Genomic DNA, 14,950 nt, shown 5'->3' on the forward strand with positions numbered 1-14,950 from the left:
GAAATCATTGCGTTCAGCTTTGTCTTCGACAAAAAAAGAGGGCGCCCATGGGGCGCCCTCTTTTTCGTTCTTTCCAGTAGGAAAGCGGCTTACTTGTATTCCACCGAACCGGTGAACACCAGGCCCTTGTCTTCCATGTGGGCTTCGCCGGAGATCTGCTGGACGCGCGCGGCCTGGGCCTTCATCGCGTCGAACTGGGCCTTGGAACGGGCGGCCGCGTTGGCGTGGGCGGAGAGATCCACCTGAGGATCATCATTGTTGTCGGCATCGTTCGCGGTGCTCTCGGCATACGTCTGTGCCTTTTCAGCCATGACGTCGACCCACGAGCGGTACATGTCGCCATTGAGATGCAGGCGGCTCAGGCGGCCGGCATCGCCGGTGGAGGCCGTGAGCACGTCGCCGAGCTTGGCGTCTTCGCCCGCACCCACGCCGATCGCGATCGCCTGGTTGTTCATGGCGGCCCAGGCCGGCATGCCGAGCGAGGCGGCGACGTTCTGCGGGAGCGGGGTGGCCTTGCCGTCGGCCGACAGCTTGAAGTCGCCGCCGAGCACGGCCTGGCCCATCGCGACCAGGCCGGCCGGATTACGCGTGGCAAGCACGACGCGACCGGTGATGGCCGGCAGCTGCGCCGGCGGGGTGGCCGGCTTGAACGAGTCGAGCACGATGCGCACGCCACGGACGTCGCCGAACGGCGGGATCGCGGCCTGCTGCATGGTCTGGCCGAGCTTCGCGTAGCTGTCGTTCATGCTGGCGAAGGCAGGGCACTCGAACGGCTTGGCAGCGACGGCTTCGGCCTGCGCGGTGAAGAACGTGCGGATCTGCTCGATCGGCAGGGCGAGGCTCACGTCGAACGCGGCGGTGGCGTCGGTGCCCAGGCCCGGCAGTTCCACCTTCAGGCCCGAGAAGGCCTTGGTGATGTCGTCGGCGAGGGCAATGTCGACGCGCTGGTCCTGGTGCTTCGCGTCGAGGCGGGTGTAGCCGAAGCTGAGCGACGGCACGCGCGCGGCGATGCGGGTGGCCTCGGCCTGGCACGACGGCGGCAGCTGCGGTTCCGGTTCGCCGGTCTTCTTCGCCTGCTGCTTGAGGAAGGTGGAGAACAGCGGATCCTTGCCGCTGGCGACGAGCGGCAGCAGGCGGGTGAGGTCGAGCTGGCCGACGACGTAGTTCTTGTAGCCCTTGTCCTTGGCGATGTCGGCGAGGCGGCCGTCATCCTGGAGGTTCTTCTCCGGGCGATCGGCGCCGAGCACCTGGCGGATCTGCGGCTGGCCGGCGTCGGCCGGGAGCAGCGTGACCACGGCCTGCTTGCCGACGGTGGCGATCACCAGCTGGATGCCGGAATCGGACAGGGTGACATGGCGATAGGACTGGCCGCCGGCGTCGGCGGTTTCGAGCTTCTTGCCGTAGGCGGTCTCGAGACGGCCCACGAAGGCGTCCCAGGCGGCGGTGTCGGCCAGCGAGACGCGGGCCACCGGTGCCAGGCCGTAGCCGTAGAAGGCGGAGCCGGTCTTGACGTCCAGGCCCATGTTCTTCACGGCGTCCTCGGCGGACTTGCCGTCGAACTCGGTCGCGAGCGCGCGCAGGAGGTTGGCGCCGTCCTTGTTGCCCTTGGCGTCGAGGTCCTGGGCGAACGACTTCATCTGGGTCACCTGACCCGGCAGTTCGCTGTTGGCCTGCGCCATGATGGCCGCGTAGGCGTCATCGTCGAGCTTGTCGAGGGTGGCCGCCACGTAGGGCGTATCGGCCGGCACGAAGGCCAGCGGTGCATCCTTGTCCTTGTGGCCGCAGGCCGCCAGCAGCACGCCGGCGACGCCGAGCGCAATGAGTCGCTTCGTCGGTCGCATTGTCTATCCCGTTGGTTGAGTTGGTCCCTTGTCTCCCCATTATGCCGGAAGACATGGTGAGGAAGGCGCCTACGGCATCGCGCAGGCGCAAATTCCTACGCCTAGCGCCCCATGACCTCGGCCAGCACGGCCATGCGGACGAACACGCCGTTGCCCACCTGCTCGAGGATCCGTGACTGGGCGCCGTCGGCGACCTCCGGGGCGATCTCGATGCCGCGGTTGATGGGGCCGGGGTGCATGACCAGGCAGCCCTTGGCGGCCCGGGCCAGGCGTCGGGTGTCCAGGCCGTAGCGCTCGAAGTAGGCGGCTTCGTCGGGCAGGTCGGTGGAGGCCATGCGCTCCTTCTGCAGGCGCAGCATGATCACGGCGTCCACACCCTGGATGGCCTCGTCGAAATCGTCGTGGTAGGTCACGCCCTTCATTTCGCCCTCGGGCGGCAGCAGCGACGACGGACCGACGAGACGGACATCCTTGGCACCCAGGGCGGTGAGCACGTGGACATCGGAGCGGGCGACGCGCGAATGGCGCACGTCGCCGCAGATGGCGATCTTGAGCTTGCGGAAATCCGGATGGTGGTTGCGGATCGTCAGGGCGTCGAGCAGGCCTTGGGTGGGATGTGCCCGGTTACCGTCGCCGGCGTTGACCACCGAGACGCCGCTCATGGCGTGCTTGACCAGTTCCTCTGGCGTGCCGGAAACCTTGTGGCGGACGATGATCGCGTCCAGGTGCATGGCTTCGAGCGTGTGCAGGGTGTCGAACAATTCCTCGCCCTTGCTCGTGGAGGAGAGGCCGATGTCGAAGTTGATGACGTCGGCGCCGAGCCGGCGCGCCGCCAGTTCGAACGAGGTGCGCGTGCGCGTGGACGGCTCGAAGAACAGGTTGAGCACGGTGCGGCCGGCGAGCAGGTCGAGCTTGCGCGTGCCGTGCGCGGTGGCGTCGCGCATGCTGTTGGCGCGGTCGAGGATGCGCTCGACGGCTTCGCGCGGCAGGTTCTCGAGGGTGGTCAGGTGGCGGAGGCGATGTGACATGACTTCCTCAAGCAGGGGTTGAACGGATCATTCTTGGACGAGGTACGACTCGAGGATCACCGCGGCGGCCTCGGCGTCGATGGATTTGGCGTCGGAGCGCTTGCGCGTGCCGGCGGCGCGGCCAGCGGCGAAGCGGCGCGCGGCCTCCTGTGAACTCATGCGCTCGTCGGCGAAGACGACCGGCAGCTTGTAGCGTTCCGTCAGGCGCTGCGCGAAGCGGCGCGCCGTGCGCGTCATCGGTTGCTCCTTGCCGTCGTTGTCGAGCGGCAGGCCGACCACGAGTTCCGCGGGCAGCCAGTCGGAACGCAGGGCATCGAGCGCCTGCCAGTCGGGCTGGCCATCGCGGACGGGAATCGCGGCAAGCGCGCGGGCGGTGCCCGTCAGGCGGTTGCCGACGGCGACGCCGACGATCTTCGTGCCGACGTCGAAACCGAACAGACAGCTCATGGGATCAGGCGTGCCCGGCGTAGCCGGTCAACTGCATGGGTTCGCGGACGCCCAGCTTGCGGGTGGCGGCGACCCAGCGCTCGTCGAGGGGGGTGTCGAAGACGATGCGCTCGTCGGCGCGCGTGGTAAGCCACGCGTTGTCCATGATCTCCTGCTCGAGCTGGTCGGCGTCCCAGCCCGAATAGCCCAGCGTGACCACCGCGCGGCGAGGGCCTTCGCCCTTGGCCATGGCAACCAGGATGTCGCGTGAGGTGGTGACCGACCAGTCTTCGTTGACTCGATAGCTGGAGTCCCAGTGACCGGGTTCGCGGTGCAGTACAAAACCGCGCTCCTGCTGCACCGGGCCGCCGATGAGCACCGGGTAGTCGGCGATCTCCGGGTCTTCGCAGTGCAGTTTCATCTGGGCGAGGACATCGCCGAGGCGGTATTCGGAGATCTGGTTGATGAGCAATCCGACCGCGCCGTCTTCACCGTGCTGGCAAAGGAAGGCGACCCCACGCGCGAACGGTGCCTCGGTGAGCGAGGGCATCGCGATGAGGAACTGTCCCGCGAAGGTGTTGGCGATCGTCATGGCCTCATTGTAGCCGTTACGGGAGAGGCGTGGGCCGGTATTCAGGGCCTTTCGCGTAGGGTGTGAAGAAGCTCACAAGGAGGCATGTTCATGGGAAAGGCTATGTTTGCAAAGGGATTCTTTATGGTCTTCGGGGTGTTGGCACCGATCGCGGCCCAGGCGTCGTCGCCGGATGCCTGGGCGGAGTATGAACAGACGGTGGTCAAGGCCTGCGTGGCGGCCAGCGGGCTGAAGGACGCGAAGCCGGTGGGCCGCACGATCCAGTACGACGACCGCGTGCCGGTCACCGCGCTGGTGCTGGCGGGGCGTTATCCGCAGGCGCACATGAAGAACGCGCCGGGGCGTGAGCTGTGCGTGTGGGACCGGAAGGCGAAGAAGGCGTATGTGAGCGAAGCCGATCAGCTTTTGCCGAAACCGTGAATCGCGCGCAAGGGCGATGGCTGTTGTAGGAGCGCGCTTGCGCGCGACCCCGCCTCAGTAGTTCCGAAGCACGTTCCCCGGCAAAAACTGCCAGGTTCGCGTGATGTACAGCTCATCGACCCGGTTCTTGTCCGTCGGCAGGGCGGGGAAGGGTGCAGAGAGGCGGACGATGCGCTGCGCGGCGTCGTCCAGGAGCTTGTTGCCCGAACTCTTGATCACATCCATGCTGTGGATCGAACCATCGCGGTTGAGGCCCACCGTAAGCACCAGCTCACCGTGGAGGCCCTGGCGACGCGCTTCGTCGGGGTAGTTGAGATTGCCCACGCGCTCCACGCGACCCACCCAGCCCTTCATGTAGGCGGCGTAGGCGTATTCGCGCGTATTGGATGAAATGAACTTCTTCTTGGGGCGCTTGGCATAGGCCTCCGACTGGTCGCGCACCTCGGCGGCCAGCTTGGCCATCTCCAGCTTCCGGCGCACGTCCTCATCGGAGACGGGCAGAGGCTGGGGCGTCTGTTCTTTTTGTTCTTTCTGCGTGTCGACCGCGAAGGAGGATTCGCCCGAAGTGGTGAGCAACTGGGTCGGCGTGCTCTCACGCGGGGCGGGCGCCTGGGCGTCCTTGGGCTCCGGGGTGACGCCCTGGTTGGGCGTGGGCAACGGGCCGGAGACCGGCTCGGCGGGGCGCCGCGCCTTGTCGTGCTCGCCACCCCCGCTGTTGTTGGCCTGGGCGAGGAAGTCGGCCTTGTCCGGCTGCTCGGCGTTGGCGACGTCCACGAGGGTGACGTCCAGCGTCGGCAAGCTGGGCTTGGGCTTCTCCGCCTCGAAGGTGATGCCGAGGATGACGACACCGTGCAACAGCAGCGAGAACAGCAACGTGGCGCCGAACAGGTCGGCGCCGGTGGTTCGGGTGGTCATCGGGCCTCGATCGCGTCGAACATCAGCCCGGCGATGTTAAGGCCGAACTGGGCATCCAGTTCGCGGATGCAGGTCGGAGATGTGACGTTGATCTCGGTCAGGTAGTCGCCGATCACGTCCAGGCCGACGAAGCGCAGGCCGCGACGGCGCAGTTCCGGGGCGACCTGGGCGGCGATCCAGCGATCGCGCTCGGAGAGGGGGACGCCCTCGCCGCGGCCACCGGCCGCGAGGTTGCCGCGGAATTCGTCGCCCTGCGGGATGCGGGCCAGCGCGTACGGCACCGGTTCGCCGTCGATCAGCAGGATGCGTTTGTCGCCCTGGGTGATTTCCGGGATGTATTTCTGCGCGATCGCGAAGTGGCGGTCGCCGTCCAGCAGGGTTTCCAGCATGGAGTTCAGGTTGCTGTCGCCGGCCTTCACCCGGAAGATGCCGCGGCCGCCCATGCCGTCCAGCGGCTTGAGCACGGCTTCGCCGTGGTGGGCCACGAACGCCTTCAGCTCGCCGCGATCGCGGGAGACCAGGGTCGGGGCGATGCACTGTGGGAACTGCAGGGCGAACAGCTTCTCGTTGCAGTCGCGCAGGCTGCGCGGGTCGTTCACGACGTTGCAGCCGGCCTTCTGCGCCGCCTCCAGCACCATGGTGTCGTAGATGAACTGGGCGTCGACCGGCGGATCCTTGCGGGCCAGCAGGATGTCGATCTCGCCGAGCGGTCGCCATGCGGATTCGCCCAGGGTGTACCAGCCCGCCGGGTCGTCCTTCACGGTGAGGGGGCGCATCCGGGCCCAGGCGTCGCCGTCGCGCAACGCCAGGTCGCCGTGCTCGATGTAGTAAAGGTCATGACCGCGCCGCGCGGCCTCCAGCAACATGGCGAAGGTGGAATCCTTGGCGATCTTGATGGCGCGGATGGGGTCCATGAGGACCGCGACGGAGAGGGGCATGGGGGAGAGTCCGGAAGCGTGATGGGGAAAGTGTAGCCGGGAGAAGCAAGGCGGGAGAGGGGCGGCGTCTTTCGGGAACCCTCGGAGGGACCGCGCTGGGCCCATCCCTCACCCGTCGTAAGAACATTTCTCCTTGACGCCATCCCATCCACCCTTTAAACAGCGGACCGAGGACAGCCAACCGAGCGGTCCCACGGGGTCCCTGACTCCGGACTTTCGACCTGGCGCACGGAATAACCGGCGGCAACCGGCTATCCTGCGGCGGGATTTGCGTTTTTTGGTGTGGTACGGGGGCGTAGTGAACGACAACGAACGTGGCACGGACCTGGCCGGTTTGAAGGTCATGGTCATCGACGATTCGAAAACCATACGACGCACGGCCGAGACCCTGTTGAAGAAGGAAGGCTGCGACGTACTCACCGCGGTGGACGGCTTCGAGGCTTTGGCCAAGATTTCCGACCAGAAGCCGAACATCATCTTCGTCGACATCATGATGCCGCGCCTGGACGGCTACCAGACCTGCGCGCTCATCAAGAACAACGCCCAGTTCCGGGGTACGCCCGTGATCATGCTGTCCTCCAAGGACGGCCTGTTCGACAAGGCCCGTGGCCGCATCGTCGGCGCCGAGCAGTACCTCACCAAGCCGTTCACCCGCGACGAACTCCTCGGCGCGATCCATCGCTACGCGACGGCGAACTGATCCCACCCAATGTCATGTAACTGCGTCCAGGGGGACGTGTGGCAAACATCCTGATCATCGACGACTCGCCCACCGACGTCCGCGTGTTCACCACGCTGCTGGAGAAGGCGGGTTTTTCCGTTTCAAGCGTCGACAACGCCGAAGCCAGCATCGACCGCATCCGCGCCAGCAAGCCCGACCTGGTCATCATGGACGTCATCATGCCCGGCATGAACGGCTTCCAGGCCACGCGCACGCTCAGCCGCGACCCGACCACCGCCGACGTGCCGGTGGTGATGATCACCACCAAGTCGATGGAGACTGACCGTGTATGGGGGCTGCGCCAGGGCGCCAAGGCCTTCATCACCAAGCCGGTGAACGAGAAGGAATTGCTCTCGACCATCAACGGGTTGCTGTCGCAGCGTACGCATTGAGGACGCCATGAGCGAGAACGTGGCACTTACCCCCTTCGAGCTCCTTGCCCGCTACGAGCGCGCCTGCGTGGCGCACTCGGCCGGTACGCCCGAACGGGTGGAAGAGACGGGCCTGTGGCGCGGTATCGGCTTCCGCGTGGGGCGCCGCCATTTCGTCAGCGGCATCGACGAGATCAACGAACTGCTCGCGGTGCCTCCGCTGACCAACGTCCCCGGTACCCAGCCGTGGCTGATGGGCGTCGCCAACGTGCGCGGCAACCTTGTCCCGGCCATTGACCTGGGCCGGTTCCTTTTCGACGAGCGGACGCCGTCTTCCGAACGTTCCCGCCTGCTGCTGGTCCGCCAGCATGGCGGCATCGTGGGCCTGCTGGTGGACGAGGTGTTCGGCCAGCGCACCATGGACGAATCGCGACGCGAAGAGGGCGAGCAGGAACAGGATCCGCGCGTGTCGCGATTCGTTTCGGAGAACATCCGGCTCGGCGAGCAGTCGTTCGGGCTATTCAGCATGAGCCGTCTGGTTCGTGCGCCGGATTTCCGGCAGGCGGCGCTCTAGGGCGCCTCAAGTGGGGGGGATGGCACGGCCGTGCAGGCCGCGCCGGTACAGGAACTGTGGGAAGCGGTCCGCCGGACCGTTTCGTCTGGCCAGGTTTGGGTGAGGTGGTTATGAGTACGACAGCAAGCGGCGCGGGCCGGGAACGCGGGTACACGATCGTCATCGTGTTCCTGCTGCTGGCGATCGGCCTGGCGTCGGTCGACTTCTGGTGGCTCAACAACAAGAACGGCGAGGACCGCGAGGCCATCGCGCTCACCACGCAGGTGCAGGTGCTCTCGCAGCAGACGGCGAAGTACGCGCTGGAAGCCTCCGACGGCAACCGCGACTCCTTCCGCGAGCTGGCGGCCACGCGCAACACCATCGACTCGGCGGTGCAGCGCCTCGTGAAGGGCGACGCCAAGACGGGCATGCCGGCCTACGCCGACGACAACGCCACCCAGTCCGGCCGCACCATCGCCAACCTGGCCAACGCCTGGCACCAGCTCGACGCGGACATCGGCAAGATCCTCAACAACAAGGACCTGGTGCTGTCCTCCGGCGAGCGCGCCGACCTCTTCGCCAAGCAGATGCCGCTGCTCAACGCGCGCGCCGACGAGGTCATGAACATCGTCCAGCAGAAGAACGCCTCGGTGGAGCAGACCTTCACCCTCGCGCGCTGGATGCTCATGGCCGACCGCATGATCCGCCGCGTGCAGGAGATCCTCCAGGGTGGCGACGCCGCCCAGTCCGCCGCCGACGGCCTGTCGCGCGACGCGCAGCTCTACGGTTCGGTGCTCAAGGGCCTGATCGATGGCAACCCGGATGGCGGCGTGCGCGCCATCGGCGACGCCAACGCCCACAAGATCCTCGATGGCATGCAGGGCTCCTGGGCCGAACTGGTCGACCCGGTGACCCAGCTCGTGGCCGCCTCGCCCAACCTGCAGGACGTGAAGCGCGCGGGCAACCAGGCCTCGCTGGATTCGCAGACCGTGCTGTTGCGCGCGAACGAGTCTGCCGACCAGATCGCCAAGCTGCCGCTTACCCGTCTGTTCCCGAACGTCTGGTGGGGTCTTCTCGGCGCCATCGGCGCGGTGCTTTTCGCGCTGTTGCTGGTCTACAACCTCGTGCGCGACCAGCGTCGCCGCTTCGAGACCACCTCCGAACTCAATCAGCGTAACCAGACCGCGATCATGCGGCTGCTGGACGAGATGGGCACGCTGGCCGAAGGCGACCTGACCATCAAGGCCACGGTGACCGAGGACATCACGGGCGCCATCGCGGACGCCATGAACTCCGCGGTGGACGAGATGCGCAATCTCGTCACCACGATCAACGAGACCGCGGTGCGTGTGTCGGCGGCGGCTCAGGAAACCCAGGCCACCGCGATGCACCTGGCCGACGCGGCCGAGCAGCAGGCGCAGCAGATCACCTCCGCGACCTCCGCGATCAACCAGATCGCGACCTCGATGGACACGGTGTCGAAGGATTCGGCCGAATCGGCCGACGTGGCCCAGCGCTCGGTGCAGATCGCATCGCGTGGCGCCGAAGTGGTGCGCGAGACGATCCAGGGCATGGACTCCATCCGCGACCAGATCCAGGAAACCTCCAAGCGCATCAAGCGCCTGGGCGAATCCTCGCAGGAGATCGGCTCCATCGTGGAACTCATCAACGACATCGCCGAGCAGACCAACATCCTCGCGTTGAACGCCGCCATCCAGGCGGCGTCGGCGGGCGAGGCGGGTCGCGGTTTCGCGGTGGTGGCAGACGAAGTGCAGCGCCTCGCGGAGCGCTCCGCGAGCGCGACCAAGCGTATCGAAACGCTGGTGCAGACGATTCAGTCCGATACCAACGAGGCGGTCAGCTCGATGGAACAGACCACCGCCGAGGTGGTGGCCGGTGCCCGACTCGCGGAGGACGCGGGTACCGCGCTGGGCGACATCGAACGCGTGTCGAACGACTTGTCCGCGCTGATTCAGAACATCTCCGCGGCGGCCCGCCAGCAGTCGGCGGCGGCGACCGATACCTCGGCGACGATGAACGTGATCCAGGAGATCACGTCGCAGACCTCACTGGGTGCGAGCCAGACGGCCGAGTCGATCGGCAACCTGGCCCAGCTCGCCAACGACCTGCGCCTCTCCGTCGCGAACTTCAAGCTGCCGGGCTGATGCAGTGAGACTTCAAGACCACACCGATTTCACCACGCTGCACTGGGTCAAGGCGGAGCTGGACGACGCCCTGGCCAAGGCGCGCCAGGCCCTCGAGTCCTACGTCGAGGATCCACGCGATACCTACGTGATGCACACCTGCGCCGCCGACCTGCACCAGGTGCACGGCACACTGCGCATGGTCGAGCTCTACGGCGCCGCGATGGTCGTGGGCGAAATGGAGGCACTGGTTGCCGCCCTGATCGACGGCGACGTGGCCCAGCGCGACGAGGCCTATGCCGCGCTGATGCGCGGCATGATGCAGATGCCCGATTACCTCGAGCGCCTGCAGAGCGGTCATCGCGACGTCCCCATCGTGCTGCTGCCGCTGCTCAACGACCTGCGCGCCAGCCGTGGCGAGCAGTCGCTGCATGAATCCGTACTGTTCACCCCGAACCTTGACGCAGCGCTGCCGCTCGGTGCCCCGGGCGCCGACGATCCTGCACAGGCCGAGGCCGCCAGGGGCGAGATCGCCGATCTGCGCGTCCGCTTCCAGCAACAGCTTCTGGCGTGGTTCCGTGGCCAGGGTGGCGAGCGTCAGTTGCTCGGCATGCGCGCCACGCTCGACAGTATTTCGGCGCGTTGCTACAGCATCGCCGGTCGTCGCCTGTGGTGGATTGCGGCCGGCGTGCTCGAAGGCCTTGAACGCGGCGTGCTGCGCGGCCACGAAAAGGACGTTCGACAGCTGATCGGCCGCGTCGATCGCTCCATCCGTGAACTGCTGGATCGTGGCGAAGACGCCCTGATGGGCGGTGACGCGGACGATCTCGCGCGCAAGTTGCTTTATTACGTCGCCCAGGCCCGCCCGGGCAGCGAGCGTATCGACGAGTTGCGCCAAACCTATCGCCTCGACGGCCTCCTGCCGCAGGAGGCGGAGCTGGAACACGCCCGCGGCTCGATGTCGGGGCACAACCGGGCCTTGCTGGACACGGTGTCCGGTGCCATCAAGGAAGACCTGTTACGCGTGAAGGAATCACTGGACCTTTTCCTGCGGCGCTCCGATAGCGACCCGGGCCAGCTCGGCCAGCAGGCCGATGTGCTCGAGCGCGTCGGCGACACGCTGGGCATGCTGGCGCTTGGCGTGCCGCGCCGCGTCGTCGGTGAGCAGCGCCGCATCCTGGGCGAGATCGCCTCGGGTGTCCGCGCGCCGGACGAAGAATCCTTGCTCGACGTAGCGGGCGCACTTCTCTATGTGGAAGCGTCGCTGGACGACCATATCGACCGCCTCGGCGCCGAAGGCGAGACGCTGGCGGGCGAGGGTGGTCCGTCGCCGCTGCCGCGCAGCGAGGCGCGACAGATCCTGTCCACGCTGATGCGTGAGGCGACAGCGAACACCGCCAAGGTGAAGGAGGCCATCGTCGGCTTCGTCGAGTCGTCGTGGTCGCATGCCGAGCTGGATGGCGCGCCCGACCTCATGGGCGAGATCGGCGGTGCGTTGCGCATGCTTGGCGCGAACCGTCCCGCCGAACTGGCGGACGGTATCGGCCTGTTCATCCATCGCGAGCTGCTGGGCGATCGCCGCGTGCCGAACAGCACGCAGATGGATCGCCTTGCCGATGCGCTGGCCGCGCTGGAGTACTACCTCGAAGCCGCGCGCGAACATCGCGGCGGGCTGGAACACATCCTTGATGTCACCCAGCAGAGCCTCACCGAGCTGGGATACTGGCCGGTGCCGGTCGACGGTGCGCAGGCATCCTTCGGCGACGAGGCGCTGGAAGACATCGAATCCGCCGCCATCGAACATATCGCCGTACCGTCCACCAGCGTGGACGAAGGCGAGACCGTATCCAGTTTCGCCGACAGTTTCGACCTGATCGACGAGCCGCCGACCGACGAGGAAGTGGAGGCGATGACCGCCGCTGCCGCGCCGGAGCCCGTGCATGCCGCCGAAGCCGTCGCGGAAGCCGCGGCGCCCGAGGAAGAATGGGTCGAGGTCGAGGAAGAGATCGAACAGGAGGTCGGCGGCCACGGCATGGCCGAGTTCGCCGGGTTCCAGATCACCGTCGATGGGATCGACGAGGAGATCCGCGAGATCTTTCTGGAAGAGACCCAGGAAGAGATCGACAACCTGCGTGCCGCGCTCGGTCGCTGGTTCGCCGACGTGGAGAAGCCCGAAGCGCTCACGTCGATCCGTCGGTCGTTCCACACCCTCAAGGGCTCAGGCCGCCTGGTGGGCGCACGCCTGCTGGGCGAGTTCGCCTGGAAGGTGGAGAACATGCTCAACCGCGTGCTTGAAGGCAGCATCGGGCCGCACGAGGGCGTGCAGGCGCTGGTGCGCCACGCGGTGGATGCCTTGCCAGAGTTGAAGGCGGCGCTGGAAGGTGCGGGCGCTCCCGAAGCACCGATCGCCGCAATCATGGAGACGGCCGATCGTCTCGCGATGGGCGACAACGCCTTCGTCGAGGACGTCGCGAAGCATTCCGTCCACACGGTACGCACGCGCGTCAAGCGTCGTGTCCTGCGTGACACCATCGCCGCTGTGCCGACGGCTGCCTTCGCCTCGTTCGGTCATGCACCGGTCGAGGACGTGCAGCCCGAGTCGGTCGAACCCTCGTTCGCCGTGCCGGCGCTGCCGCCGGTGGACGCCGTGCTGCTCGACATCCTGCGCACGGAAGTGGCGCAGTATCTCCACGTCATCCGCGCCTACCTGACCCGTGCGGGCCAGGGCGAGCTGCCGGTGGACGATGCGCTGCTGCGCGCGGTGCATACGCTGCACGGCGCCATTGGCATGGTCGACATCCCGCTGTTGATCCAGGTGCTCGCGCCGCTGGAAGGGCTGATCAAGCGCGTCCGCGCGTCGGGCCAGCCGCTGCATCGCGCCGGCGTGGACGTGCTGGGCGAAGCCGCCGACCTGGTCGATCATGTGATGGCCTTGTTCGACACGCCCGAGGCGCCGGTGCCGGATGTTTTCGACCTGGCCGCCCGAATCGCTGCGTTGCGCGACGAACAGCCGGAAGCCACGGTCGCCCACATCCTTTACGAACCCGATCCGATGCCGCTCGACGGCGATCACGATTTCGTGTCGTCGGTGCAGGACGAGGAACCGTTCGATGCGGACGAAGCTGCTGCATCCCACGAGGATGTCGCCTCCACGTCGCTCGATCCCACGTTCGAAGCGATGCTTGCCGACGAACTGGCGGCGCACGATGCGGCGCCGCCGTCCGACGACTTGCCGCCCGTCGATCTGCCGAGCCTCGAAAGCCTGCTTGCCGAAGGCGACCTTACGGGCGATCTGCTGGCCGCCTACGACGAACCGTCTCCGGCATCGCCGGAAGGCGAGGTGAAGCCGATCCTCGCGTTCGATCCGGCGGAAGAAGCACAGTGGCGCAAGCTCGATATCGAAGCCGGCGCGTCACCGTTGCCGCAGCCGATGTCGCACGATGGCGACGTCTTGCACACCGACGACGGGCAGGTCGAGCCGTTGGCCGAGACGCCGACACCTCTCGAACTGGATAACGAAGATCCCGTCTCGCAAGACGAATCGTCCGAGCCATCCGCTGTTTCGGCGGACGCCGAGACGCTCGCTGCTGGTGAGGCCGAAACGCCGGCCGATCACGCTCTTGATGACCGTGACACGGTGCTGGAATCGTCCACGGAGTCAGCTCCTGTCGAGCCGGTCTCGTCGCCGGAAGCCATCGAGGCTCCGGCGGACATCCATGCCGTTGGCGAGGAAGAGGCCGAGCCGGCCCCGTTCGAACACGAGGCTTCCCTCATGCCCGAACTGTCACCCTACGCCGATATCGATCCCGACCTCCTCGAAGTCTTTGTCGAAGAAGGGCGCGAGATCCTCGATCACGCGGATGGTGCGCTTGCCGCATGGCGTGCGGAACCGCATCAGCCCGAGCACGTCGCCTCGTTGCAGCGTGACCTGCATACGCTCAAGGGTAGTGCGCGCATGGCCGGCATGGCGCCGGTCGGCGACCTCGCGCATGCGATGGAGACACTGCTCGACGCGGTGGCCGCCGGCCAGCGCGAAGGCGACCGCGCTGCCATCGAGGCGACGGAGGCCGGTTTCGATCGACTGCACGGCATGGTACTGGCGATTGCGCAGGGGCGCTCGATCGGCTTGTCCGAGGCGGATATCGAACCGTTCGCTCGCCTGGCCGGTGCGCCCATCGCCCCGGATACGCTCTCGGCCGAGAGCTACCGCGACGAACGCGAGGCGGCAGCCAGGGAATCCGTACCTGTCCCGCTCCGCGAACTACCGGACCTGTTGCCGGAATTCGAAGAAGAAGACTTGCAGCGTGCGTCGCAGGAGCAGATCCGCGTTCGCGCGGACATGCTCGATACGCTGGTGAACCACGCCGGTGAGGTCTCCATCTACCGGGCACGCCTGGAGCAGCAGACGGCGAGCTTCCGTTCGGCGCTCACCGAGCACGAACAGACCGTCGACCGCCTGCGCAGCCAGCTGCGCATGCTCGAAATCGAAACGGAAGCGCAGATCATCGCGCGCTACCACCAGGAGCACCGCGACAGCGGCACCTCCGCGTTCGATCCGCTGGAACTGGACCGCTTCTCGCAGCTCCAGCAGTACTCCCGTGCACTGGCCGAGTCGGTGTCCGACCTTGTCTCGCTGCAGACGATTCTCGACGACCTGACCCGCCAGACCGAAAACCTGCTGCTCCAGCAGCAACGCGTCAACGCGGAACTGCAGGAAGGCCTCATGCAGACCCGCATGCTGCCCTTCGACGCAATGGTGCCGAACCTTCGGCGTACGCTGCGCCAGGCGGCCGGCGACGTGGGCAAGCGCGCGCAGCTGGTCGTGGAAGGCGCCAACGGCGAAATGGATCGCAACATGCTCGAGCGCATCAAGGCGCCTTTCGAGCACATGCTGCGCAACGCGGTGGCGCACGGCATCGAAACGCCAGCGGACCGCGAGTCCGCCGGCAAGTCGCCGGAAGGTACGGTGCGCATCCAGGTCGCCCGCTAGGCGACGGAGAT

12 protein-coding genes are annotated in these 14,950 nt (G+C 66.7%); 6 read left to right on the top strand and 6 right to left on the bottom strand.

Going from position 1 to position 14,950, the window contains the following annotated elements; all coding sequences use genetic code 11:
• Nucleotides 1-89: 89 nt before the first annotated feature.
• From GAK28_RS11580 to GAK28_RS11595, 4 genes are all read right to left on the bottom strand, one after another.
• The gene (locus GAK28_RS11580; RefSeq protein ID WP_291778864.1) at nt 90-1,841 is read right to left on the bottom strand and encodes a hypothetical protein; all 1,752 of its coding nucleotides are present in this window, start codon (nt 1,839-1,841) and stop codon (nt 90-92) included.
• A 101-nt stretch (nt 1,842-1,942) separates the two neighbouring features.
• A complete protein-coding gene (locus GAK28_RS11585) occupies nt 1,943-2,869 on the bottom strand; it encodes an aspartate carbamoyltransferase catalytic subunit (RefSeq protein ID WP_291778867.1) in 927 nt (308 codons plus the stop codon).
• 27 nt (nt 2,870-2,896) lie between these two features.
• Nucleotides 2,897-3,316 (bottom strand): Holliday junction resolvase RuvX, encoded by a 420-nt coding sequence (gene ruvX / locus GAK28_RS11590; RefSeq protein WP_291778872.1) that lies wholly within the window; start codon nt 3,314-3,316, stop codon nt 2,897-2,899.
• A gap of 4 nt (nt 3,317-3,320) precedes the next feature.
• The gene (locus tag GAK28_RS11595; protein ID WP_291778875.1) at nt 3,321-3,887 is read right to left on the bottom strand and encodes a YqgE/AlgH family protein; all 567 of its coding nucleotides are present in this window, start codon (nt 3,885-3,887) and stop codon (nt 3,321-3,323) included.
• A gap of 135 nt (nt 3,888-4,022) precedes the next feature.
• Here GAK28_RS11595 and GAK28_RS11600 point away from each other — a divergent pair, with 135 nt between their 5' ends.
• Nucleotides 4,023-4,307 carry a hypothetical protein gene (locus GAK28_RS11600; protein ID WP_291778876.1) on the top strand — a complete coding sequence of 95 codons (285 nt, stop codon included), beginning with the start codon at nt 4,023-4,025 and terminating at the stop codon, nt 4,305-4,307.
• Nucleotides 4,308-4,361: 54 nt separating this feature from the next.
• On the opposite strand, the gene GAK28_RS11605 is transcribed toward GAK28_RS11600, so the two are convergent.
• Together GAK28_RS11605 and gshB are read right to left on the bottom strand one after the other, a co-directional pair.
• Nucleotides 4,362-5,222, bottom strand: coding sequence for an energy transducer TonB (locus GAK28_RS11605; protein WP_291778879.1), 861 nt, complete (start codon nt 5,220-5,222; stop codon nt 4,362-4,364).
• Nucleotides 5,219-6,160, bottom strand: a complete 942-nt coding sequence (gene gshB / locus GAK28_RS11610) for a glutathione synthase (RefSeq protein ID WP_291778882.1) — start codon at nt 6,158-6,160, stop codon at nt 5,219-5,221. Before gshB ends, GAK28_RS11605 begins: the two co-directional genes overlap by 4 nt.
• A gap of 298 nt (nt 6,161-6,458) precedes the next feature.
• Here gshB and pilG point away from each other — a divergent pair, with 298 nt between their 5' ends.
• From pilG to GAK28_RS11635, 5 genes are all read left to right on the top strand, one after another.
• Nucleotides 6,459-6,860, top strand: a complete 402-nt coding sequence (pilG, locus tag GAK28_RS11615) for a twitching motility response regulator PilG (RefSeq protein WP_291778885.1) — start codon at nt 6,459-6,461, stop codon at nt 6,858-6,860.
• A gap of 38 nt (nt 6,861-6,898) precedes the next feature.
• The gene (locus GAK28_RS11620; RefSeq protein ID WP_291778888.1) at nt 6,899-7,273 is read left to right on the top strand and encodes a response regulator; all 375 of its coding nucleotides are present in this window, start codon (nt 6,899-6,901) and stop codon (nt 7,271-7,273) included.
• 7 nt (nt 7,274-7,280) lie between these two features.
• A complete protein-coding gene (locus GAK28_RS11625) occupies nt 7,281-7,826 on the top strand; it encodes a chemotaxis protein CheW (RefSeq protein ID WP_291778891.1) in 546 nt (181 codons plus the stop codon).
• A 110-nt stretch (nt 7,827-7,936) separates the two neighbouring features.
• Nucleotides 7,937-9,970, top strand: a complete 2,034-nt coding sequence (locus tag GAK28_RS11630) for a methyl-accepting chemotaxis protein (RefSeq protein WP_291778893.1) — start codon at nt 7,937-7,939, stop codon at nt 9,968-9,970.
• A gap of 4 nt (nt 9,971-9,974) precedes the next feature.
• Nucleotides 9,975-14,939 (top strand): Hpt domain-containing protein, encoded by a 4,965-nt coding sequence (locus GAK28_RS11635; protein ID WP_291778896.1) that lies wholly within the window; start codon nt 9,975-9,977, stop codon nt 14,937-14,939.
• Nucleotides 14,940-14,950 lie beyond the last annotated feature (11 nt).

It is taken from the genome of Luteibacter sp., assembly GCF_009912395.1.
Classification (GTDB): Bacteria; Pseudomonadota; Gammaproteobacteria; order Xanthomonadales; family Rhodanobacteraceae; genus Luteibacter.